The following is a 23498-nucleotide window of genomic DNA, read 5'->3' as shown; positions in this document are numbered from 1 at the left end:
TTTCAGTATATTGAAACTGAATTACAGATATTGCATTGTATGAATAGCTGATATATAGTATGTTACAATCAAACAATCTTCTGTTTTAAAAGAAAATATATTAAATAAAAACTATATATAAATACATTAAACAACTGATTATCAAACAATTTTTTAATTTTATAAGACCGATTTATAATCAAAATGGGCTTTAAATATCTTATTCGGCTTTAAAATATTAAATATATACATGATATATTTATATTTAAAATACTGGTTTAAAGTATATTATATCTAATATATTCAGATCGGAAAAATCTAGTCCCCAACAAGGCGTTACTTTTGTAAAATTTATATTTCAGAGAATATAACATTACATATGTAACATTCAAATGGGACCCAAAAACACCGGCATACTACATTACATTTGTAAACAATCCTCTTTTTTGCAAATTGAGCTTATTCTTATTACATTTGAAAAAATTAAAACATATAAAAAATGACTATACCTGAAAAACTCACAGCTTTAAGAAAAATAATGGAGCGAGAATCTTTGGATGCCTATATTATATCCGGCACGGATCCGCACAATAGTGAATATTTACCGGAAGCATGGCAACAACGAAAATGGATATCCGGATTTACGGGGTCGTATGGAACCGTTGTAGTCACCTTAAAAGAAGCCGGGTTATGGACGGATACCCGTTATTTTATTCAGGCAGAAAAAGAATTGGCCGGAAGCGGTATAAACATGCACAAACTCAGAGTACCCGACGCCGTTGACTATCCGGAATGGCTGGCATCCGTCCTGCCGGCGGAAGCCCGTGTCGGTATCGATGGATTTTGTATGCCCGTAAATGATATAAAAAGCCTGGAATCTTATTTTACGGCGAAAAAAATCCGGGTGATTGATAAAACAGACCTGCTGGGGGAAATCTGGCTGGATCGTCCGGGGCTACCGGAGGCTCCCTTGTTTTTGTTAAAAACGGAATTTACCGGTAAGCCGGCCCGGGAAAAAATAAATTCTGTCCGGGAATATTTACAGGAAAAGCAAGCCGATTATGCCCTGTTCAGTTGCCTGGATGAAATTGCATGGCTCTATAATATAAGAGGCCGGGATGTTTCGTATAATCCGGTGGTGATCAGTTATGCTGTTGTCGGCCGGGAAAAATCCTGGCTGTTTGTAAAAAACCGGAAAGTTTCGGCCGAAATATCCAAAGAATTGGCGGCAAACGGAATCGAGATACGGGATTATCATCATTTATTTTTATTTCTGGACGAATTGAAAAAAACGGATGCGGTTTTTTGTCTGGATACGGACACATTGAATTATGCCGTATACAATAAAGTCAAATCGGTTTGCCGGTTGATTGAAAGCAAATCGCCTGTCGTATTGTGGAAATCAATAAAAAATACGACGGAATCAGAAGGATTCAGAAAAGCTTGCATACAGGACGGTATCGCCATGACCCGCTTTTTCTATTGGCTGGAAGACAGTTTAAAGAAACAGGAATTGACAGAAACCGAGGTGGCGGAAAAACTGACCGCATTCCGTCAGGAATGTCCCGATTATATTTCAGATAGTTTTCATACCATTTCCGCATACGGTATGAATGCGGCTTTACCTCATTATTCTGCCGTTCCCGGACAGGATGCCGTACTGAAAACCAAAGGCTTGTATCTGGTTGATTCGGGGGCCCAATATTGGTATGGGACAACGGATATCACCCGTACGATTCCTTTGGGAGAACTGACTGATTTGGAAAAAGAGGATTATACACTGGTATTAAAAGGCATGATTAACCTGGCAAGATGTATATTCCCGAAAGGAACAGCCGGCGCAAATATCGATATAGTTGCCAGGCAGCCTTTATGGGATAATCTAAGAAATTACGGACATGGAACGGGACACGGGATCGGTCATTTCCTCTGTGTACATGAAGGACCTCAAGACATCCGCCAAACCTGGCGTAACCAGCCGATACTTTCCGGAATGGTTACGTCCGACGAACCGGGCATGTACCGGGAAGGTTCACATGGCATACGCCACGAAAACATGATTTTATGCCATCCTATCGCCGTGAATGAGTTCGGGGAATGGTTGGGGTTTGAAACATTAACTCTTTGTTATTTTGATACTTCTGCATTGTCAATTGAATTATTAAGTGCGGAGGAAAAAAAATGGCTGAATGCTTACCACAATACGGTATATGAAAAGTTGTCGCCCCATCTTCAACCGGAAATTGCAGATTGGCTGAAAATAAAAACTCAAAAAATTTAAAAATAAATTGCGTCATTCTCAAAGAATGACGCAACCTTTTTATAATCTGCGCATCTATTGAGCAACGAGTCATGTGTATAGTGGAAGATATAGTAGAAAAGTGCAAGAAAAGAGACCGTAAAGCCGAAGAGCAGCTTTACAAACTTTTTTCTGCTCGCATGTTTGCACTATGTCTCCGCTACTCCCCAAGCCGGACGGAAGCGGAAGATAATTTCCAGGACGGCTTTATCCGGGTATTCGAATCAATCGGACAATATACCGGAAAAGGCTCTTTTGAAGGCTGGATGAAGCGCATTTTTATCAATACGGCTTTGGAAAAATACCGGAAAAATCAGTCCGTTCAGTTAACAGAAGATATTCCCGATGTCGTACAAACGGAAACCGACGACGAAGAGGCCTATATTCCCGAAAACGTATTGATTGGCTTTATAGAAGAGTTGCCTGAAAGGTACAAACTGGTTTTTCGCCTGTATGTCGGAGAAGAATTACAACACAAGGATATTGCAGCTATGCTCGGCATCTCAGAGGGAACTTCAAAATCCAATTTAGCCAGAGCCAGAGAAATCTTAAAGAAAAGAATAAAAGAATACGCAGAGCGATGAGTAATAATATGGACAACAGATTGAGAAAGGTATTCCGGGAAGAATCGGTAGAACCTCCTGCCTATTTGTGGGAAAATATCCGGAAAGAAGTGGATGCCAGAAGGAGACAGAAAAAATCCGTTGTGTGGTGGTATAGTACTGCTGCCGGGATTGTCTTGTTGCTGGGATTGTCCTGGCTGATACAAAAAAAAGAACCGCTGGAAAAAGTTGTATCGTATACTGAAATCGCTGCACTTGGACAGGATTACATAGAAAAGGAGTATAAAAACAGGGAGCTTGTAAGCTGCCTGTCTGCCCGTCGTCCTTTACCGACGGAACATCTGCCGCAGACACTTCTTCCCAAAAAGACAACAGAGACTCCGCTCGAAATCGTACAATTGTTTGCAGAGCGTACACTTTCAACACCAGTCCCCGAAGCTGAAATAAAAACACCGGCCATTCGCAGGGATTTTATTCCACTTGTAAATAAAAATTCCTACGAAACGCAAAAACTGTACAGACAACTTTTACTAGCCGACTCCGGAACTAAACCGGAAAAAATGAAACAATCCCCGGGTATATCATTGGGAGGATACATTGCTCCCGGATATTCTTCCGGAAATTATACAGCACCCGACAAAGCAGCCAGAAACTACCGATATTCCGGCAACCAGATGCAGGGTATGTTCAATTTAAGCGGAGGACTGAAAGTAGCTGTCAATACAGGGAAACGCCTTAGTATCCAAACGGGGATCATGTATACGAAAATAGGTCAGAAAACCGAAGGAGAGAAAAATACTTCGGTGTATAATTTAAACATGACGGCCATCGCCGGTCCGAGACAGGTGCGCAACATTCCTTCACTTTTGGGAAATATAAAAACCACTAAAAAATTACCGTCGGTGTACTACGCAACTACATTCTCTTCAAGCGGAGGTGGTAATATCGAACAAGTATTCGAAGCCCTTGAAATTCCATTGGCCTTAAAATACCGATTGAACAATAACAAGTTAAAAATAAGTGTATTGGGGGGATTCAGCGGAAGCTTTATCGTAGCTAATAAAGCTTATCTGAATTACGGGAATAACCGGAAATATGTAGGAACGACCGAAGACATCCGGACATTCAATATCAGTACGGATTGGGCGCTGGGTGTCGAATATCCGATTTTTCCCCGGATTACATTTATGGTAGAACCGGGATTCCGGTATTATTTACAATCCATCAGCAAAAACAAAGATATTGATTTTAAACCCTATATGTTCTCTTTTTCAACAGGTATCGGAATCAGTTTTTAATCGTATTTGCGATTGAGAATTTCATTGCTGATAATCGCTTGCCGAAGATCGAAAGCATAACTTTCGGTCTCTTCCTCTTCCAAAGACACCTCTTCTTTAAACAGGCCATTGCTTTCCTCCTGTTTATCGGTTACCGTCAGGCAATTTGATTGTATCCGGGAATCCGGCCATTCGGTTGCCTGCACCAACTCGCCATCTTCTTCTTCCGTTTCCAGAAACGGGTCCGGAGTTTCCGTGGAATCCGGGGTGTCCCCGACTTGTCGTTTTTTGGTTTTCTGAGCCTTGAAAAGACTCGCAATTCCTGCAATTAATGTTAAAAGCAGATATATCCAATCTGAATTTGAACCGTTGTCGCTCATTTTATTATCTTTGCAGATGTTTGAAAAATTACCTGTTATGAAGTCAAAAATAGTTATTTTTTTACTCTCTGCCATTTTTTTGTCTATAAATATGAGTTGCGGAGATAAATACGGTAATAAACTGGGAGGCGATCATATCATTCCTTACGTCCAGATTTACACGGAAATTCCTTTCGGTACGGGAGGTGACGATCCTTTATCCTGGCAAAACATAGCCCGTTATTTTGCAACCTCTACGCCTAATCCGACAGCTATCGGATACAAAGGACACGGCATCATCGTATTTACATCTGATTTGGAAGATTTTCATTGCTATGACGCAACCTGCACCAATTGCAGCGATTTAGAGTCTTTTATTACCGCCAAGGATTTAAAAGGAACAACGGCTGTATGTCCGGTTTGCGGTACGGAATTTGAATTGTTTTCCGGTCAGGCTATCACCAATACCGAAAAGATATACCCTTTAAAGTCCTATTCCATTACTAAAGTAGGTAAAAAACTGATTGTCAGGAACTAAAATACTGCGAAGTGGAATGTAAATAAAAATATTATACTATCTGCGAAATTATTAAAGAAAAAACATTCTTTTTTTTTACCTTTGCGGCGAAACAGAAAATTACACACTAAAAATAATAAACGTCCGGATGAAAAGAGCATTAATAAGCGTTTATGATAAAACAGGAATTATTGATTTTGCCAAGTCACTGAATTCCATGGGTTGGGAAATCATTTCTACCGGAGGAACCTCAAAAAAACTGAAAGAAGAAGGCATTAAAGTTCAGGATATTTCAGAACTGACAAAGTTCCCCGAATGTTTCGACGGTCGAGTAAAGACCTTACATCCTAATGTTGAAGGTGGCATTCTGGCTATCAGAGATAATGAACATCATCTCAAACAGATGCACGATTTAGGAATAGAACCCATCGATATCGTCGTATGTAACCTTTACCCTTTTAAGCAAACGGTTTTGAAACCGGGAGTCTCACACGAAGAAATTATCGAGAACATCGATATCGGCGGTCCGACAATGATACGGGCTGCTGCTAAGAATTACAGATTTGTCACCGTATTGACCGACCCGGCCGATTATGACCGGGTGATTTCCGAATTGCAGGAATCGGGCGATACTTCTGCCGCTACCAAAGAACTGCTAGCGGCAAAAGTATTTATTCATACGGCTCACTACGATGCACTCATCGCCGATTATTTCTCTAAAAAATTAAATATACAGTCTCCGCAAACCTTGACCCTTACCTATGAAAAGAAACAGGATTTACGGTATGGGGAAAATCCGCATCAGGCAGCGACATTCTACACTGCCATACAGGGTACGGCCGGTACGCTGACCGCAGCCGTTCAGCTACACGGAAAAGAATTGTCATATAACAACATCGGTGATACCGACGGAGCACTGGAAACCCTGAAAGAATTTGAAGAGCCGACTGTCGTTGCTGCCAAACATGCCAATCCTTGCGGAGTCGGAAGTGCAGCTACAATTGCCGAAGCCTACCGGAAAGCTTATGAGGCTGATCCGGTTTCCATATATGGCGGTATCGTTGCTGCAAACCGGGAAATAGACCGGGAAACAGCCGAAATGATGGCCCGGACATTTCTGGAAGTAATTGTGGCTCCCTCTTATTCACCGGAAGCTTTGGAAATTTTATCGAAGAAAAAGAATATCCGGTTATTACAACTGGAAGACATATTGACGAAAGACGAAAAAGCACACAAAGCAAAAACCGTATTAGGCGGCCTGCTGATTCAGGATCAGGACACTTTATTGTTACCGGAAAACGGGCTGAAAGTGGTAAGCAAACGGCAACCGACCGAACGGGAAATGGAAGATTTATTGTTTGCCTGGAAAGTTGTAAAGCATACTAAATCCAATGGTATTGCAATTGCAAAAGACAAATGTACGACAGGTGTCGGACCGGGACAAGTAAGCCGAATCTGGGCATTGGAAAATGCAATTCGCCAGGGAGGTGACCGCATTGCCGGTAGTGCCATGGCTTCGGATGCCTTCTTCCCTTTTGCCGATTGTGTTGAAGCTGCACACAAAGCGGGTATCACAGCCATTATCCAGCCCGGAGGTTCCGTTCGGGATCAGGAATCGATAGAAGCTGCCGATAAATACGGCATTGCAATGATATTTACAGGTATGAGACATTTCAAACATTAATAATATGGGATTATTTTCATTTTTATCACAAGATATAGCGGTCGACCTGGGTACGGCCAACACCATTATAATAAATAACGACAAGATGGTCGTTAACGAACCTTCTATCGTAGCCATCGACCGTCGCACGGAAAAAGTAATTGCTATCGGAGAAAAAGCCCGGCAAATGCAGGGAAAAACCCATGATAATATAAAAACAATACGCCCATTGAGGGACGGAGTTATCGCCGACTTCAACGCTGCGGAACAAATGATCCGCGGTATGATCAAGATGGCGAATATCAATAACAAATTCTTCTCACCTTCTTTGCGCATCGTTATTTGTATTCCTTCGGGAAGTACCGAAGTGGAGGTACGTGCCGTACGCGACTCTTCCGAACATGCAGGAGGCCGGGATGTATATATGATTTATGAACCGATGGCAGCGGCTTTGGGTATCGGTTTGGATGTTGAGGCTCCGGAAGGTAATATGATCGTAGATATAGGCGGTGGTACGACTGAAATTGCAGTCATTTCACTGGGAGGTATCGTGACCAACAAATCCATCCGTATTGCCGGTGACGATTTGACGGACGATATCCAGGAATATATGCGTCATCAGCACAATATTAAAATCGGAGAACGTACCGCCGAAGAAATCAAAATTCATGTAGGCTCGGCGTTGTCCGAACTGGATGAGCCCCCTGCCGATTTTATCGTACAAGGCCCGAACCAGATGACGTCACTGCCGGTAGAAGTGCCCGTTTCCTATCAGGAAATAGCTCATTGCCTGGAGAAATCCATCTCCAAAATTGAAATTGCCATTCTGGGGGCCCTGGAACAGACTCCTCCTGAGTTATATGCCGACATTGTGAACAAAGGCATTTACCTCGCCGGGGGCGGTGCTTTGTTGAGAGGACTGGACAAACGCTTGTCTGACAAGCTTAATATACCTTTCCACATTGCAGAAGACCCGCTTCGGGCTGTGGCCAGAGGAACAGGAATAGCCTTGAAAAATGTAGACAAGTTCTCATTCCTGATCCGATAAAACAGCAGAACAATCCATGAATCTGTAAATACCGAATGAAAATATCCGCAGGAATCATCTGCCGGATATTTTCGTTTAAGACAAATAGGAAATCGTGAAAAATATTATAAAACTTATATTAAAGTATCATTTTACTATATTTTTTATACTGTTGGAAATTGTGGCTTTCTCTATGATTGTACAACACAATCGCTACCAGAGAACCATTTTTTTCAGACAGAGCTCTTCCCTGTTTTGTCATATTTCTTCGTATATCTCCGATATCGGGGAATATTTTAATCTGAAAGTGATAAACGAAAAATTAGTTGCAGAGAATACCGGTTTAAAGAATACAATTGAAGAATTGAAATCCTCTCACCCGTTTGTGTCTATAGACACCAGTAAATCCGAAGGAGATTACCTGTATATGAACGCCAGGACGGTCAATGCCAACTTTAACAAAACCAAAAATTACATCACTCTGGATAAAGGCATTGTAAACGGTATACGCAAGGAAATGGCAGTAACTTCCCGGGACGGAGTTGTAGGCATTATCCAAAATATCAGTAATACCTATGCCGTTGTTCTTCCCCTGATCAATACAAATCTGAAAATATCCGCTAAAATAAAGAAAAACGGTTATTACGGTTCCTTACAATGGGACGGTAACGATTACCGGTATTCCTATCTTAACGATATCCCCTTTCATGTTGATGTTGCTCAGGGAGATACAATTGTAACTTCAGGCTTCTCCTCTATTTTTCCCGAGGGGGAATTAATCGGATTTGTAGAAACGGTTGATAGGGAAACCGCCAACTTTCTTACTATAAAAGTAAAACTGGCAACTGATTTCGGTAAATTATCGGATGTGTATATCGTCGATAACCGGAAGAAAGAAGAAAAAGAAACTCTGGAAAAAGTCAGTTATGACGAAAGATAAAGTGTAATCTAATGAACAGTACAAAATATCTTATTCATGTGGTTTGCCTGTTTATTATTCAGTTGGCTATTTTGGATAATATACAGTTGAATTCATACATCTACATCAACATTTATATTTTGGCCATTCTGATATTACCCTATACCATGAAGAAAACGTCTGTATTGCTACTGGCTTTTCTGTTCGGTTTTATCATAGATTTGGCTAATAATACAATGGGAATTCATACTGCAGCTACGACGTTTATAGCCTATCTTCGTCCTAAATTGTTGCAATTGACTTCAAACCGGGATCAGATCGACGACATACAGGGGGCACAAAAGGTACGGAAATTCGGATGGTTTTTCAGGTATACGACATTGTCCGTATTTATTTTCAACGTAGTACTGATGCTGGCAGAAGCTTTCAGTTTCGCTAATTTCTCCATCACCTTGCTACGTATCGTGTGCAGTACTGTTGTATCCGGTTTCTTTATCATGCTGTATTATTTTATTGCTTTGAAGAAAAAACAGGAGTAACGAACGATTTGAATTGGTGGTTATTCAAACATTATAACTCCGCAGGGAACCCATGAACAAATTCTCACATAGAAAGGCTGTTATTTCCGGATTGATTGTTTTCGTATTCGGGATATATATTATTCAGTTATTCAAATTACAGGTAATTGATGAATCCTATAAGCTTTCAGCCATCAACAATTCACAACGGGTGGAAACCCAATATCCGGCCAGAGGATTGATTTATGACCGGAACCATAAATTATTGGTATACAATCAGGCTGCTTATGACTTGATGGTCATTCCCCGTCAGGTAAAAAATTTCGATACGCTGGAACTGATCTCCATACTGGGAATACCGAAAGAAGTTTTGGTAAAAAACATGGAAAAATGTAAACGGTATTCCCGTTATAAAGCATCCATCTTAATTTCCCAGATCACGGATAACAAATACGCCAAACTTCAGGAAAAACTGTATAAATACCCCGGTTTTTTTATCCAGACCAGAACCCTGCGCAAATACAACGTAGCTCATTCTGCAGATGTATTCGGCTATATCGGAGAAGTCAGTCAGAGCCAAATTGAAAAAGACAGCAGTTATACTTCCGGCGACTATATCGGAGTAAACGGCTTGGAGAAAAGTTACGAAAAGATTTTGCGGGGAACCAAAGGAAAACGAATCTTATTGGTGGATAATTATAACCGCATCAAAGGTTCCTACAAAAACGGAGAATACGATATTCCGGCAGTTGTCGGCGGCGACCTGACGACGACACTGGATATCGATTTACAGGAATATGCTTACCGGCTGATGCAAAATAAGAAAGGCGGGATCATTGCCATAGAACCTTCAACCGGAGAAATTTTGCTGAAAGTATCCAGCCCCGGTTACGACCCGCAATTTCTGGTCGGTCTGGAGCGAAGTGAAAACTACCGGAAATTACAACAGGACCCGAATCTGCCATTATTCGACCGTACCGTTACGGCGACCTATCCTCCGGGTTCTATTTTCAAAACGATTCAAGGCCTGATCGGATTGCAGGAAGGTGTAATCACTCCGGCCACCCAATACGAATGTCACAGAGGTAATTCTTTCAACGGGCAGTTTATGAAATGTCACGGACATGCTTCTCCCCTGGATTTGAAAGGAGGAATTCAAAATTCATGTAATCCTTATTTCGTAAATGTATTCCGCCGGATATTGGAGAATAACAAATATGCGAATGTACGGGAAGCGTATGGAAAATGGCGGGATTATGTCCTGGAATTCGGATTGGGACAACGGATTTGTCCGGATTTTATGAACGAATCTTCCGGTTCGATACCGACACAGGCATATTACGACAAAGTGTTCCGCACGCACAACTGGTATTACACTTACATCATGTCCCTTTCCATCGGCCAGGGAGAACTGTTGATCACTCCGCTTCAGATGGCGAATATCGTTACATGTATTGCCAACAGAGGATCTTATCTGACCCCGCATATTGTGCGTCCGGCTGACCCCGAACACCGGGCCAGAATCGTGCGCCACGACTTAAACATCAAAAAGGAATATTTCGATGTCATTGCCGATGCCATGGAAGAGGCTGTCAAAGGCGGAACCGCCCGTGTTGCAGCTTGTGATTCCGTTACCGTATGCGGAAAAACCGGAACAATTCAGAATCCTCACGGACTGGATCACTCGGCATTCTTCGCTTTTGCCCCGAAAGTAAATCCTAAAATCGCCATTTTGGTATATGTAGAAAACGGAGAATGGGGATCGACATACGGAGCTCCGATTGCAGGATTGCTGATTGAAAAATATTTGACGGGAAAAATCTCTTCCCGGAAAATGGCTTTGGAAAAGAAAATGCTGGAAGCGGATCTGATCCACACCCCGGTCAAAAAAACAACAGATAAACGAGAAGAAGCGGAAGACTAATTTTTATACCGTATGAACAGACAGAATGAACTGATAAAAAACATCGACTGGCTCTCCATATTTTTATATGTCGTGTTGGTTTTTATGGGATGGTTGAATATCTATGCCGCAGTATACGATGATAATCACAGCAGCATACTGGATATATCCCAGAAATACGGTAAACAGTTGATCTGGATCAGTGCTTCATTTGTATTGGGGTTCTTTATTTTATTGACAGACAGTAAGTTTTTTACAGCCTTTTCTTTTGTATTGTACGGGTTGATGATCGGTCTTTTGGTATCCGTATTACTCTTTGGACACGAAGTTAACGGTGCCCGTTCCTGGTTTCAAATCGGCGATATACGGATACAACCGGCCGAATTCGGAAAATTTGCCACGGCATTGGCCGTCGCGAACGTAATGAGTCGGCATGGCTTTAAAATGATGCGATTCAGTAGTTTGCTGCAAATCGGACTTCTTCTGTTTATCCCGGCAGCATTGATTATTTTGCAGAACGATACGGGCTCGGCTTTGGTATACAGTGCATTTTTATTAGTCATGTACCGGGAAGGATTACACGGATCGATTCTGCTCCTGTTCTTTATCACCATAGTTCTGTTTATTTTTACATTGTTATATACTCCCCTGACGGTATTGATCATCATCATAGCCTCCACAATGATCGCATTCTTTTATTACCGGCAAAACAAGGGCGAACTGTACCGGGTATTTATCTTTCTGACCGGGTGTTTCCTGTTTTTGATGTTTATCCGCTGGCTGTTTGATCTGCCGTTTTCGGAAGAACGTTTGCTGCTCTACTCCTATCTGGTGACAAATATTGTAGCTATCTATTTCATATACAAAAGGAAAATGAAGCACATACTGTTCATTGTATTGGCTTCCTGGCTATGTATCGGAGCCACCATTATGGTCGACTATGCATTCGATAAGCTTCAACCCCACCAAAAGGACCGTATCAACAATCTGCTCGGTATTGAAACGGATTTGACCGGAGCCGGATACAATGTAAACCAATCCAAAATAGCCATCGGTTCGGGTGGCTTTTTCGGCAAAGGCTATCTGCAGGGTACCCAGACAAAGTACAATTTCGTGCCGGAACAAAGTACCGATTTCATTTTCTGCACCGTCGGCGAAGAATGGGGCTTTATCGGAAGCACCGTTGTTATACTGTTATTCCTGGCTTTTATATTACGGATTATCAACCTGGCCGAGCGTCAACGCTCCGATTTTTCCCGGGTCTACGGATATGCTGTTGCGTGTATTCTCTTTTTTCATGTGGCCGTTAACATCGGTATGACAATCGGTATTGCTCCAGTTATCGGGATTCCCTTGCCCTTCTTCAGTTATGGAGGTTCTTCTTTATGGGCATTTACAATACTGATTTTTATATTTTTACGTTTGGATGCAAATCGGTTGCAGGTATTCAGTTAATCCCTGTAGCCGGGTAAAAACGAATAAAACTTAAAAGCGTTTACACAAACGTTTTAAATGTGCTACTTTTTTTCTACTTTAGTGCCTTCAGGCAAAAAAATAGAAAAATTTATGAAAACACTGATTACGAATATAAAACAATTAGTACAGGTAGAAAAAGAACCCCGGACTTGGGTTGCCGGCAAGGATATGGCACACCTGGAATGTATCGAAAACGCATATTTGCTGGTTGAAGACCAGAAAATCGCTGCTTTCGGAAAAATGGAGACTTTGAATAAAGAAGCCATTGAAAAAGGGACTGATTTCTTAAAAGAAGTCGATGCGACGGGGCGATTGGTTTTACCATCCTTCTGCGATTCGCATACCCATCTGGTATATGCAGGCAGCCGGGAAATCGAGTATATCGATAAAATCAGGGGATTATCTTATGAAGAAATAGCCAGGCGAGGCGGTGGCATACTGAATTCGGCCGAGCGGATGCGTAAAGCTTCCGAAGAGGAATTATTCGATTCGGCCCTGGCCCGGATCGAAGAGATTGCTGCATTCGGAACCGGTGCTGTAGAGATTAAAAGCGGATACGGTCTGGAAACCGAAAGTGAATTGAAAATGCTTCGTGTCATCCGGCGTTTGAAAGAAGCAACTCCGCTCCTGATCAAATCCACTTTTTTGGGTGCACATGCCGTGCCTGCTGAATACCGCAATGACCAAACCGGATACGTAAACACAATTATCAACGAGATGATTCCGGCTATCGCTGCAGAGGAATTGGCGGATTATATCGACGTATTCTGTGACAAGGGATTTTTTACCGTGGAAGATACAGACCGTATGTTAAATGCAGGTATGAAATACGGAATGCGTGCGAAGATACATGCCAACGAACTGGATTATTCGGGGGGGGTACAAGTCGGAGTAAAATACAATGCCGTTTCTGTAGATCATCTGGAATACATCGGTCCCGAAGAAATCGAATGCCTGTTGGAAAGTGAAACTATGCCGACAGTATTGCCGGGAGCAGCCTTTTTCCTGAATATGCCGTACTCGCCGGTCCGGAAAATGATTGAGGCCGGACTACCGGTTGCTTTGGCCTCCGATTACAATCCAGGGTCCTCTCCTTCCGGAAACATGAAATTTATCATGTCTTTGGGATGTATCAATTACAAGATGCTCCCCGAAGAAGTCATCCATGCTACGACTATCAATTCCGCTTACGCAATGGGTGTCGAGGAAGAAGCCGGGAGTATTGCCGTCGGTAAACAGGCCAATTTTTACATCACCAAGCCGATCCCCGGTATCGAATATCTTCCTTACGCATACACCAGCAATTTGATCGATACCGTATTCTTAAAAGGAGAAGAATTTTAAAACATCAAAATTGAAAATATAAAATTGATATGAAAAAGCAACTAATCGAATGTGTTCCGAATTTCAGCGAAGGAAATGACATGAACATCATCAATCAAATCACCGATGCCATGAAAACCGTAGAGGGAATCAGTGTTATCGATGTTGATCCGGGTAAAGCCACAAACCGTACAGTCGTTACGATGGTCGGAGAACCGGAACCGGTCTGTGAAGCAGCTTTCCGGGCTGTAAAAAAAGCAGCGGAATTGATTGATATGACAAAGCATAAAGGGGCGCATCCCCGATTCGGAGCTACCGATGTGTGCCCTCTGGTACCCGTTTCCAATATTACAATGGAAGAAACGGTGGAATATGCCCGTAAATTAGCAAAACGTATCGGAGATGAACTCAATATACCGGTATACTGTTACGAATCGGCCGCCTATACCCCTGAAAGGAAGAATTTAGCGACCTGTCGTGCCGGCGAATACGAAGCTTTGGGCGAACGCTTACCGAGTGAAAAATGGCATCCGGATTTCGGCCCCCGGGAATTGAATGCCTGGACGGCTAAAACAGGTGCTACAGCCGTAGGTGCCCGTAATTTTTTAGTGGCTTACAACGTAAACTTAAATACCACTTCTACCCGCCGGGCAAATGCCATTGCATTTGATGTCCGCGAACGTGGCCGGGTAAAACGGGAAGGTAATCCTGTTACCGGTAAAAAAGTGCTGGATGAAAACGGTAAACAAGTCATGATCCCGGGTACTTTAAAATCCGTCAAAGCCATCGGCTGGTTTATCGAAGAATACGGTATAGCACAAATTTCTATGAATCTAACAGACATTTCGGTAACATCGGTACATGAAGCTTTTGATGAAGTATGCCGTAAAGCCGCTGACCGGGGAATCAGAGTGACCGGTTCGGAATTGGTAGGCGTTATTCCGTTACAGGCTATGCTGGATGCCGGCCGTTATTTTTTACGCAAACAACAACGCTCTACCGGAGTTTCGGATAAAGAACTGATAAAAATTGCCGTAAAATCTCTGGGATTGGATGAACTCTATCCCTTCGATCCGCATAAAAAAATCATTGAATATATTTTGGAAGACGAAGCCGGAAAAGGTAAAAAGAAACTGATCGATATGAATCTGACCGATTTTGCGGATGAAACGGCTTCCGAATCCCCGGCTCCGGGAGGTGGTTCGATTTCCGCCTACATGGGGGCTTTGGGAGCAGCTCTGGGAGCCATGGTTGCCAACCTCTCTTCTCACAAACGGGGTTGGGACGATCGTTGGGAAGAATTCAGCAACTGGGCCGAAAAAGGCAAATCTTACCAAACGGAACTGATTAAATTAGTCGATGAAGATACCAATGCATTCAATAAAATCATGGATGCTTTCAGTCTTCCCAAGAAGACCGACGAAGAAAAAGCCGCCCGTCAGCAAGCCGTACAGGAGGCAACCCGTTATGCGACAGAAGTGCCGTTTAAAACCATGAACCTGTGTTATGAATGCATGTCGGTGGCAAAAGCTATGGCTGAAATCGGTAATCCGAACTCCGTAACGGATGCGGGAGTCGGTGCACTGGCAGCCCGTGCCGGCGTTATGGGAGCCTTCTTAAATGTAAAAATCAATGCTGCCGGTCTGGAAGACAAAGCATTCGCCGAAAAAATCATTCAGGAAGGAGAAACGATTGCCGCCAAAGCCAATCAACTGGAAGCCGAAATCCTGCAAATCGTAAATTCAAAAATCTGATAATTCCAATTATACCAGATCCCCGGTTATGTAACGATAACCGGGGATTACTTTTTTAATTTGACGGACCGTTTCAACCTTACCCCTAAAGTCGGAAATTTACAATTTAAAATCAATTATATATCCATAGTTTTCTTTTATATTTGCATCCGTATGGATAAACGCGACTTTCTATATTTTATTTTCGTACCACTATTGGTATTGACATTTTTTTCTCACCGGCAGCCGGAACAAACGGAGCGGACAATAATCTCTACAACCGTACAGGCAGAACTGGAAATTTTTGCCGAATACCACTGGCAGGATGATGACGACTATATATACGCACCGTCGTCCCGTAACAGAAAAGCCAATATACCGGTGCTTTCAGCCAGACTATATACTTCGGCAAGCTGTCCCTTTGGCTCGGATATTTCGAAGTCGCTAACAACTCCCTGTAAAAACAAACAGGTCTCCCTTTCCGTTTTATGTGTTTACCGGATTTGACCATAAATTACGTCAAAGAACCGCCGGATAGCATTTTACATTTCAAGGATACGATAATTCTGTTTCTACATGTCCTGACTGAAACGATAGCAGAAAAAGTTCGTATCAAAAATGCCCGATATTTATTTAAACACAGGTAAAATCATTAATTTTGAACAAAACATACCGATTGACTATGGAAACCAGACATTATTCAGGTTTAAACAATATAGAAGTTGAAGAAAGCCGGAAAAAATACGGAGAAAACAGACTGACACCGCCGCCCCGGACTCCCCTCTGGAAATTATTTCTGGAAAAATTCAAAGACCCGATTATACAGATATTGCTGGTTGCTGCTACTTTATCTTTGATAATTTCCATTATACACAGCGAATATGCGGAGACTATCGGCATTTTTGTGGCTATTTTTCTGGCTACAGGAGTCGGGTTCTGGTTTGAAATGGATGCCAACAAAAAGTTCGAACTACTGAACCAGGTCAACGACGACATATTGATCAAGGTGCTTCGCAACGGCAACATTCACGAAGTAGCTAAAAAGGACATCGTAGTCGGCGATATTGTTGTCCTCGAAACGGGTGAAGAAATTCCGGCCGACGGTGAATTGCTGGAGGCTATCTCCTTACAGGTAAACGAATCGACTCTGACCGGAGAGCCGGTGATCGATAAAACCACCGATCCCGCTGAATTTGATAAAGAAGCGACCTATCCTTCAAACAAAATTTTAAGAGGTACCACCATTGTAAACGGACACTGTATCTACCGGATTGAAAAAGTCGGAGATGCGACTGAATTCGGAAAAGTAGCTGAAAAATCGACAGAAATCAACAACGATAAAACTCCGCTCAGCAAGCAATTGGAAAAGCTGGCCAAATTCATCAGTATTGTCGGCTTTATTGTTGCAGGTGCTACATTTATCGGTTTACTTACTAAAGATATCTTTACAGGCGCATTTACAGCGGATAATATCTTTACACTGGATACAGCCGGACGCATCCTGCAATATTTTATGATCGCTGTCACTCTTATCGTTGTTGCCGTGCCCGAAGGTCTGCCTATGAGCGTTACATTAAGTCTTGCATTAAGTATGCGTAAAATGCTGAAAACGAACAATCTGGTCCGAAAGATGCACGCTTGTGAGACAATGGGAGCGACAACGGTCATTTGTACCGATAAAACCGGTACACTTACCCAAAATCAAATGCAGGTGTATCAAACGAATTTTTATGCCTTATCCGGACAGCAACTCGGTGAAGATGAAGCCAGCACATTAATTCGTGAAGGTATTTCTGTCAACTCTACGGCTTACCTGGAGTATAACGATTCGGAAAAAATCAAAACCCTGGGAAATCCGACAGAAGCAGCCCTACTCCTTTGGCTGTATTCACAAGGAGTCAACTATATGGATTACCGGGAAAATACCAAAGTACTGGAACAACTTACGTTCTCCACCGAACGTAAATACATGGCCACCATTGTCCGTTCTTCGCCGGAGGATAAACCGATCCTGTACATGAAGGGAGCGCCGGAAATCGTTCTCGGCAAATGCAACCGGGTATTGACAGTTGAAGGCCTGGCTGAAGCTACGGCTTATCAGGCCACCGTTGAAAAACAACTGCTGGATTATCAAAACCAGGCGATGCGTACCCTGGGATTCGCATATAAAATATTGGAGGATGAAAATTACGATGAAATCGAATCCATCGCTTCAAAAGACCTGACGTTCTTAGGTATTGCAGCGATTTCCGATCCGGTGCGTCCGGATGTTCCGGAGGCCGTACAAAAATGTCTGAATGCCGGGATCAGTGTAAAAATCGTTACCGGTGATACCCCGGCAACAGCGCGGGAGATCGGCCGGCAAATCGGCATCTGGAAAGAAACGGATACGGACGAACAAATCATTACGGGCATCGACTTTGAAAAATTACCGGATGAAGTGGCTGTTCAGAGAGTATTGAAACTTAAAATCATGTGTCGTGCCCGGCCGACGGACAAACAGCGACTGGTAGAATTACTCAAGCAAACCGGTGCTGTGGTTGCCGTTACAGGAGACGGTACCAACGATGCTCCGGCATTGAATCACGCAGACGTCGGTTTGTCAATGGGTACCGGTACATCCGTGGCCAAGGAAGCCAGCGATATTACCTTACTCGATGATTCGTTCAACAGCATCGCAACGGCTGTTATGTGGGGACGCTCCTTATATCACAATATCCAGCGTTTTATACTGTTCCAGTTAACCATCAATTTATCGGCTTTATTGATTGTACTGATCGGTTCCATGATCGGTCACGAATTACCTTTGACCGTTACGCAAATGCTTTGGGTAAACATGATTATCGATACTTTTGCTGCTGCTGCATTGGCTTCGCTCCCTCCCAATCCGAAAGTGATGGATGAAAAACCGCGGAAACCTTCGGACTTTATCATCAGTCCCAAAATGCGGAACTACATTCTGGGGATCGGTTTCAGCTTTACGATATTGTTATTGGGAATGATGTACTATCTTGCCGACACATTTGTCGATGCACAGGGCAAAGCTCTTGTCGGGTCGTCCCTATTTTTTACGACCTTCGTCATGTTGCAGTTCTGGAATATGTTCAATGCCAAAGCCTTTCTTTCACACGGCTCGGCTTTTGCCAACCTGAAAAACTGTACGGGCTTTTTAATCGTAATGTTTATAATACCTATAGGACAATTTTTAATTGTACAATTCGGCGGAGAAGTGTTTCGTACGGTTCCTCTTTCCTTAAAAGACTGGGGAATTATAATCGGAGCAAGCTCTCTCGTTCTTTGGATAGGAGAAATTCTCAGATTATTCAAAAATAACAACAAATGAAATCGGAGTAATACTCCGATTTCTCCTAATTTCCCGATAATATGAGTTCCAGAAAAATCAGAACGGCTTTATACAATGTCTTGCCGGGAGAAAAAGCCCATTGTAAAATGGCTCCGCGCCCTAAATATATTGCAGGAATTGAAGGTATTCATTCAACACCTCCGGTCAACAGTGCTGTACTCATATTGATTGTCCCTTATGAAAACGAGCTGGCCATTCCTTTTATCAAGCGGGTAAACCGTGGCAAATACCACGGCGGGCAAATTGCATTTCCCGGGGGCAAAATGGAAAAAGAAGATACCAACGCCTTACAGACTGCTCTGCGGGAATGCCACGAAGAAATAGGTGTACCCGAAGAAAAAGTATCGATTCTCGGGGTATTGAGCGATATTTACATCCCGTTGAGTAATTTCAATATTACGCCTATTGTCGGCACTACCCTTAAATTACCGGATTTTACCTTATCCAGGGATGAAGTGGAATGTGTACTCCTGGTAAAATTATCCGATTTATTCAACGACAAAAATAAAACGACTCATTCCTTTGTCCGGCACGACCATGAAATCATAGCACCGGGATATACCATCGGTGAAAACTTTATCTGGGGAGCCACAGCGATGATTATAGCGGAATTGGAACAATTAATGAAAACCAATACATTTAATCATCTGGGACAATTGTAAGTACGCTTATTTTTTCCGGCAAACGAAATACACCGGATGATAAGTCAGCGGATACGTGTGTCTTTCATTTGCAAATCGATCGTATGCCTTACAAAATTGCTGTATCTTACTTTTTGTCCAGGAATAAGGAGTGGCTGTTGCATTGGCTCCCGTCCGCTTTACATGTAATAATACTTCCAGCGGATCCTGAAAATACAGGATGTGTTGCCTTTCCTCCGCATACAATAACTCGAAATCAGCAGACAACCACTTTTCCCATTCATCGGAAGCATGGTATACTAATCCTTGTCCTGTTAATGTACGCAATTCAGTGAGGTTTTCGTCTCCAAAAGTGCTGAATATCAAAAAACCTCCCTCCCGGATTTGTCCGGCTAATTTTTTCAACGTCATTGCCGGCGCATTAAACCACTGAAATGTTGAAGCCGAAACAACCAGATCGTAAATCCGTTCGAGTGTGATCGTTTCAATATCCCCGATTAAACAGGCAGAAGCCGGCAGGTGTAATACACTTGCAGTTTTACTACACATATCATCAACCAAGTCATTTACATCCAAATGAGTATATGAAAACCGGTTCTGTAGTTTACGGGTCAGTAAGCCGGTTCCGCAACCGACTTCCAAAATGTTGCCGGCTTGTAGTTGCTGGGTATATTTATCGACCAGACTGAACAAATGATTCACAATCATTTTCTGTACCGTAGCATTTTCGTCGTAGGTATCTATGCTTCGTTTAAAACGACGTTTTATAGTTGCTTTATCAATCATCATGTCAAAAATTTATAATATCCTCCCAACTTTGAAAATTATAGAACGGGTAGTGTCCTCCCCTTAACTTCTTTATTTCAGCTTTTCCGCTTGCCCAGTTCATCTGTTGCATAACCGGAAAAATCACATCCTTTTCAGAAACGAATATTTTATCCCATTTCAGGTTATTTTTATACACGGCACTTTGTGTACGTATCAGGCGGAGCTCTTCCACCTGTTCCGGCAAGTCGCGGCAAGGCCGGTTTGAAACGAATCGTCCCGCGTCTTCTGCTCCGTCCAGCATACGGCAAAAAAACTTATCCCTTCCCTGTATATTCATGCCTCTTTCCGTCAATGCATAGATCCGGCACGGAATACCCAGATTATCATCCACGGGGTATTCCGTACCGTTTATTGCAATATTGCATCGGGGCGAAATATTCAATTTTCCGACCGTATTGGCTGCAGCCCATACCCCCATCGACCAGGCGACCAAATATATTTCCCGATAATCTGAAAAATCCGGTAAAAACGGTAGTTCCAGCGATCTGTAATCCGAACAAATCAATAAATCACAATCTGTCCGAAGCTGGGAAACGGCCTTGTTATCCATCCCCCAACCATTATAGAAAACGACCACCCGCCCCCCTGTATGTTGTTTAACCCACTCTATTCGCATGTTCTTACGACAAAATATTCACTCTTATTCCAGGCAATCTATAAATTCAAACAGACAACCGTAATCTTCATCGGGAATCGCTGCATTCAATGAAAAACGAATACGGGATTCATTTTTAGGTACAGTCGGATACCTTACCGGAAGGGCAAAAAATCCGTTGTCCCGAAGTAAATCGGCCATCTCGATACTATTTTCATTGGAACCGCACACCCAGGGGACGATATGCGAGCCTCCCCTGGTCTCGAACCCTTTATCGGCCAATACCTGCCTCAATTTATCCGCAGTTGTTGACAGTTTTATCCTAAGATCGTAAAAATCAGGCATATGGTTCAATACAAAACGGGTCCAGGCCACATTCACCGGCGGTAAAGCCGTCGTAAAAATAAGACTCCGTTGGGTATTGATCAGGTATTCCCTGAACAATTGGGAACATACAACAAAAGCACCGACCGAAGCAAAAGCTTTTCCAAAAGTTCCGACAATAAAATCGATATCCTCGATACAGGCCTGTTCTTCGCAACATCCTAATCCGTTCGTGCCTCTAACCCCCACGGCATGTGCTTCGTCGACATACAGAAATGCATCGAATTCTTTTTTTATCTCGCACAATTCCTGTAAATCGGCCACATCCCCGTCCATACTGAAGACAGACTCCGTAACAATAAAAATATTCTCGTACTTATCCCGGTTTTGCTGTAACAGCTTTCTCAAATGCTCCATGTCCAGATGCCGGTAGCGAAGCATTTCAGATTCACTCAAACGCAAACCGTCGATAACACTGGCGTGTACCAGTTTATCGGCTACGATCAAATCTCTTTTGGAAGTCAAAGCCGGAAGTATTCCGATATTGGCATGGTAACCGGAACTAAATACCAATGCCGCTTCCTTATCGTACAGATCGCATAAATCGTTCTCCAGCATCTCATAATATTCATGATTTCCGGATAGTAAACGGGAGGACACGGCACTATACGGCAAAGCCCGTACATCTGTCTGCTCATAAAACTCCTCCAACAATTTCGGATAAGAAGATAAACCCAGATAATCGTTTGAAGATAAATTCAGCATCTCCCGTCCGTCCTCGTGAATCAAAAAACCATTGTGTTGTATGTTACGCAGTTTCCGGTAATTTCCGGATTCTTTGATAATTTCCAGTTTTTTGCTATAACGTTCTGTATTCATACTATTGCAATTTGAAAATGCATTACATCTCTTTGACTATTTTCAGCAAACTTTGTGTCAGCCGGCTTAATTCGTGGGGCCGGATAATGTACGGAGGCATAATGTATACCAGTTTACCGAACGGACGTACCCATATTCCCTCTTCTACAAATTTTGCCTGCAACACCGCCATATTTACCGGTTCTTTCGTTTCAATTACTCCGATCGTACCCAATACCCGTACATCTGCCACCTGCGGAAATGCTGCTGCAGGTGCCAGTTCTTCCTGCAATTGCCGTTCGATTCCGCCGATCATTTTTTCCAAATCATAACTCATGATCAGATCGACAGAAGCTCCGGCAACAGCACATGCCAGCGGATTCCCCATAAAAGTCGGACCGTGCATAAAAACATAAGGATTTTCGGTACAAATACAAGTAGCCACTTTATCGGTAGCCAAGGTAGCGGCAAAACTCATATATCCGCCGGTTATCGATTTACCGATACACATGATGTCCGGAGAAATACCGGCATGCTCCACAGCCCACAATTTTCCGGTGCGTCCGAAACCCGTCGCAATCTCGTCACATATCAGCAACACGCCATAGCGATCACATAATTCCCGTACCTGTTTCAAATAATCTGCCGAATAAAACCACATACCTCCTGCGCCCTGTACAATCGGTTCGAGTATCACTGCTGCAATCTCCGCAGCATGTGTTTCCAGACATGTTTGGAACGGTAAAATATCCTCTTCCCGGCAAGGTTGTCCGAAACGGCAAGCCGGCCGATCGACAAAATGTTGCACAGGCAAACATCCCTGAAAAATAGAGTGCATACCTGTTAGCGGATCACATACGGACATCGCATTCCACGTGTCTCCGTGATACCCCCGGGTAATCGTAAGAAAACTTTTCTTCTTCTCTTTTCCGGCGGCATACCAATATTGCAGAGCCATTTTCATCGCCACTTCAACAGCTACAGAGCCGGAATCGCAGAAAAAAATCTTATTCATTCCCCGGGGAGCGACAGACAATATCTTTTTTGCCAATTCTACAGCCGGACGGTGAGTAAATCCACCGAACATAACATGCGACATTTCTTTCAATTGTTTTTCGATTGCGGCATTCAGAACCGGGTGATTATAGCCGTGTACCTCACACCACCAGGAGGACATCCCGTCAATTAATTTCCGCCCGTCTTCCAGCTCAATGTATACTCCTTCAGCCCTTTTTACCGGATATACGGGCAACGGATCGATTGTCGAAGTGTAAGGATGCCAGATATGCTCCCTGTCGTATTGTAATAATTCCGATGTGTTCATGATCTTTT

At 42.9% G+C, this 23498-nt stretch carries 20 protein-coding genes; 15 read left to right on the top strand and 5 right to left on the bottom strand.

All coding sequences use genetic code 11. The features are described from left to right. The first annotated feature begins 478 nt into the window (after window positions 1–478). The 3 genes from DD657_RS10145 to DD657_RS10135 all read left to right on the top strand — a co-directional run bounded on the left by DD657_RS10145 (window position 479) and on the right by DD657_RS10135 (window position 4139). Window positions 479–2260 carry an aminopeptidase P family protein gene (locus DD657_RS10145; RefSeq protein WP_287049792.1) on the top strand — a complete coding sequence of 594 codons (1782 nt, stop codon included), beginning with the start codon at window positions 479–481 and terminating at the stop codon, window positions 2258–2260. A gap of 71 nt (window positions 2261–2331) precedes the next feature. Beyond that, a complete protein-coding gene (locus DD657_RS10140; protein WP_021988705.1) occupies window positions 2332–2862 on the top strand; it encodes an RNA polymerase sigma factor in 531 nt (176 codons plus the stop codon). After that, window positions 2859–4139, top strand: a complete 1281-nt coding sequence (locus DD657_RS10135) for an outer membrane beta-barrel protein (RefSeq protein WP_287049791.1) — start codon at window positions 2859–2861, stop codon at window positions 4137–4139. Before DD657_RS10140 ends, DD657_RS10135 begins: the two co-directional genes overlap by 4 nt. On the opposite strand, the gene DD657_RS10130 is transcribed toward DD657_RS10135, so the two are convergent. After that, a complete protein-coding gene (locus tag DD657_RS10130; protein ID WP_287049790.1) occupies window positions 4136–4498 on the bottom strand; it encodes a hypothetical protein in 363 nt (120 codons plus the stop codon). The two genes, DD657_RS10135 and DD657_RS10130, sit on opposite strands and share 4 nt — an antisense overlap. 37 nt (window positions 4499–4535) lie before the next feature. On the opposite strand from DD657_RS10130, the gene DD657_RS10125 reads away from it, so the two are divergent. The 12 genes from DD657_RS10125 (at window position 4536) to DD657_RS10070 (ending at window position 19582) form a co-directional block, all read left to right on the top strand. After that, complete coding sequence (locus tag DD657_RS10125; protein ID WP_021988702.1) at window positions 4536–5015, top strand: Rieske (2Fe-2S) protein; 480 nt, start codon at window positions 4536–4538, stop codon at window positions 5013–5015. 127 nt (window positions 5016–5142) lie between these two features. After that, complete coding sequence (purH, locus tag DD657_RS10120; RefSeq protein WP_287049788.1) at window positions 5143–6678, top strand: bifunctional phosphoribosylaminoimidazolecarboxamide formyltransferase/IMP cyclohydrolase; 1536 nt, start codon at window positions 5143–5145, stop codon at window positions 6676–6678. A gap of 4 nt (window positions 6679–6682) precedes the next feature. Next, entirely contained in the window at window positions 6683–7705 is a 1023-nt protein-coding gene (locus DD657_RS10115) for a rod shape-determining protein (protein ID WP_009136110.1), read from the top strand. 94 nt (window positions 7706–7799) lie between these two features. Continuing rightward, the gene (gene mreC / locus DD657_RS10110; RefSeq protein WP_287049786.1) at window positions 7800–8624 is read left to right on the top strand and encodes a rod shape-determining protein MreC; all 825 of its coding nucleotides are present in this window, start codon (window positions 7800–7802) and stop codon (window positions 8622–8624) included. An 11-nt stretch (window positions 8625–8635) separates the two neighbouring features. Further along, window positions 8636–9142: a hypothetical protein gene (locus DD657_RS10105; protein WP_021988699.1), complete on the top strand. Its 507-nt coding sequence runs from the start codon at window positions 8636–8638 to the stop codon at window positions 9140–9142. 52 nt (window positions 9143–9194) lie between these two features. Continuing rightward, window positions 9195–11045, top strand: coding sequence for a penicillin-binding protein 2 (gene mrdA / locus DD657_RS10100; RefSeq protein ID WP_118774572.1), 1851 nt, complete (start codon window positions 9195–9197; stop codon window positions 11043–11045). 12 nt (window positions 11046–11057) lie between these two features. Then, window positions 11058–12479: a rod shape-determining protein RodA gene (gene rodA / locus DD657_RS10095; protein ID WP_068689474.1), complete on the top strand. Its 1422-nt coding sequence runs from the start codon at window positions 11058–11060 to the stop codon at window positions 12477–12479. 111 nt (window positions 12480–12590) lie between these two features. Further along, window positions 12591–13844: an imidazolonepropionase gene (gene hutI, locus DD657_RS10090; RefSeq protein ID WP_068692112.1), complete on the top strand. Its 1254-nt coding sequence runs from the start codon at window positions 12591–12593 to the stop codon at window positions 13842–13844. Between the two features lie 29 nt (window positions 13845–13873). Next, window positions 13874–15577, top strand: a complete 1704-nt coding sequence (ftcD, locus tag DD657_RS10085) for a glutamate formimidoyltransferase (protein WP_021988695.1) — start codon at window positions 13874–13876, stop codon at window positions 15575–15577. Window positions 15578–15730: 153 nt separating this feature from the next. Beyond that, the gene (locus tag DD657_RS10080; protein ID WP_147379451.1) at window positions 15731–16063 is read left to right on the top strand and encodes a hypothetical protein; all 333 of its coding nucleotides are present in this window, start codon (window positions 15731–15733) and stop codon (window positions 16061–16063) included. A 175-nt stretch (window positions 16064–16238) separates the two neighbouring features. Next, window positions 16239–18899: a calcium-translocating P-type ATPase, PMCA-type gene (locus DD657_RS10075; protein WP_287049783.1), complete on the top strand. Its 2661-nt coding sequence runs from the start codon at window positions 16239–16241 to the stop codon at window positions 18897–18899. 41 nt (window positions 18900–18940) lie between these two features. Beyond that, window positions 18941–19582, top strand: a complete 642-nt coding sequence (locus DD657_RS10070; RefSeq protein WP_021988686.1) for an NUDIX hydrolase — start codon at window positions 18941–18943, stop codon at window positions 19580–19582. A 6-nt stretch (window positions 19583–19588) separates the two neighbouring features. On the opposite strand, the gene bioC is transcribed toward DD657_RS10070, so the two are convergent. Genes bioC through bioA form a run of 4 tightly spaced genes read right to left on the bottom strand, consistent with a single transcriptional unit; the run spans window position 19589 to window position 23490 of the window. Beyond that, window positions 19589–20350: a malonyl-ACP O-methyltransferase BioC gene (gene bioC / locus DD657_RS10065; RefSeq protein WP_287049781.1), complete on the bottom strand. Its 762-nt coding sequence runs from the start codon at window positions 20348–20350 to the stop codon at window positions 19589–19591. A gap of 1 nt (window position 20351) precedes the next feature. Continuing rightward, a complete protein-coding gene (locus DD657_RS10060; protein WP_287049780.1) occupies window positions 20352–21005 on the bottom strand; it encodes a DUF452 family protein in 654 nt (217 codons plus the stop codon). Between the two features lie 24 nt (window positions 21006–21029). Further along, a complete protein-coding gene (locus DD657_RS10055; RefSeq protein ID WP_021988683.1) occupies window positions 21030–22187 on the bottom strand; it encodes an aminotransferase class I/II-fold pyridoxal phosphate-dependent enzyme in 1158 nt (385 codons plus the stop codon). A gap of 22 nt (window positions 22188–22209) precedes the next feature. Next, entirely contained in the window at window positions 22210–23490 is a 1281-nt protein-coding gene (gene bioA / locus DD657_RS10050; protein WP_021988682.1) for an adenosylmethionine--8-amino-7-oxononanoate transaminase, read from the bottom strand. Window positions 23491–23498: the final 8 nt, after the last annotated feature.

Origin of the sequence: Culturomica sp., from assembly GCF_003524185.1 — a bacterium.
GTDB classification, from domain to species: Bacteria; Bacteroidota; Bacteroidia; order Bacteroidales; family Marinifilaceae; genus Culturomica; species Culturomica massiliensis.
This window is presented reverse-complemented; position numbering and strand designations above follow the sequence as displayed.

What these genes read in the sequence shown, in the direction of transcription:
- DD657_RS10145 (WP_287049792.1), top strand. Translation starts at nt 479, where the DNA reads ATGACTATACCTGAAAAACTCACAGCTTTAAGAAAAATAATGGAGCGA.
- DD657_RS10140 (WP_021988705.1), top strand. Translation starts at nt 2,332, where the DNA reads ATGTGTATAGTGGAAGATATAGTAGAAAAGTGCAAGAAAAGAGACCGT.
- DD657_RS10135 (WP_287049791.1), top strand. Translation starts at nt 2,859, where the DNA reads ATGAGTAATAATATGGACAACAGATTGAGAAAGGTATTCCGGGAAGAA.
- DD657_RS10130 (WP_287049790.1), bottom strand. Translation starts at nt 4,498, where the DNA reads ATGAGCGACAACGGTTCAAATTCAGATTGGATATATCTGCTTTTAACA.
- DD657_RS10125 (WP_021988702.1), top strand. Translation starts at nt 4,536, where the DNA reads ATGAAGTCAAAAATAGTTATTTTTTTACTCTCTGCCATTTTTTTGTCT.
- purH (WP_287049788.1), top strand. Translation starts at nt 5,143, where the DNA reads ATGAAAAGAGCATTAATAAGCGTTTATGATAAAACAGGAATTATTGAT.
- DD657_RS10115 (WP_009136110.1), top strand. Translation starts at nt 6,683, where the DNA reads ATGGGATTATTTTCATTTTTATCACAAGATATAGCGGTCGACCTGGGT.
- DD657_RS10105 (WP_021988699.1), top strand. Translation starts at nt 8,636, where the DNA reads ATGAACAGTACAAAATATCTTATTCATGTGGTTTGCCTGTTTATTATT.
- mrdA (WP_118774572.1), top strand. Translation starts at nt 9,195, where the DNA reads ATGAACAAATTCTCACATAGAAAGGCTGTTATTTCCGGATTGATTGTT.
- rodA (WP_068689474.1), top strand. Translation starts at nt 11,058, where the DNA reads ATGAACAGACAGAATGAACTGATAAAAAACATCGACTGGCTCTCCATA.
- hutI (WP_068692112.1), top strand. Translation starts at nt 12,591, where the DNA reads ATGAAAACACTGATTACGAATATAAAACAATTAGTACAGGTAGAAAAA.
- ftcD (WP_021988695.1), top strand. Translation starts at nt 13,874, where the DNA reads ATGAAAAAGCAACTAATCGAATGTGTTCCGAATTTCAGCGAAGGAAAT.
- DD657_RS10080 (WP_147379451.1), top strand. Translation starts at nt 15,731, where the DNA reads ATGGATAAACGCGACTTTCTATATTTTATTTTCGTACCACTATTGGTA.
- DD657_RS10075 (WP_287049783.1), top strand. Translation starts at nt 16,239, where the DNA reads ATGGAAACCAGACATTATTCAGGTTTAAACAATATAGAAGTTGAAGAA.
- DD657_RS10070 (WP_021988686.1), top strand. Translation starts at nt 18,941, where the DNA reads ATGAGTTCCAGAAAAATCAGAACGGCTTTATACAATGTCTTGCCGGGA.
- bioC (WP_287049781.1), bottom strand. Translation starts at nt 20,350, where the DNA reads ATGATGATTGATAAAGCAACTATAAAACGTCGTTTTAAACGAAGCATA.
- DD657_RS10060 (WP_287049780.1), bottom strand. Translation starts at nt 21,005, where the DNA reads ATGCGAATAGAGTGGGTTAAACAACATACAGGGGGGCGGGTGGTCGTT.
- DD657_RS10055 (WP_021988683.1), bottom strand. Translation starts at nt 22,187, where the DNA reads ATGAATACAGAACGTTATAGCAAAAAACTGGAAATTATCAAAGAATCC.
- bioA (WP_021988682.1), bottom strand. Translation starts at nt 23,490, where the DNA reads ATGAACACATCGGAATTATTACAATACGACAGGGAGCATATCTGGCAT.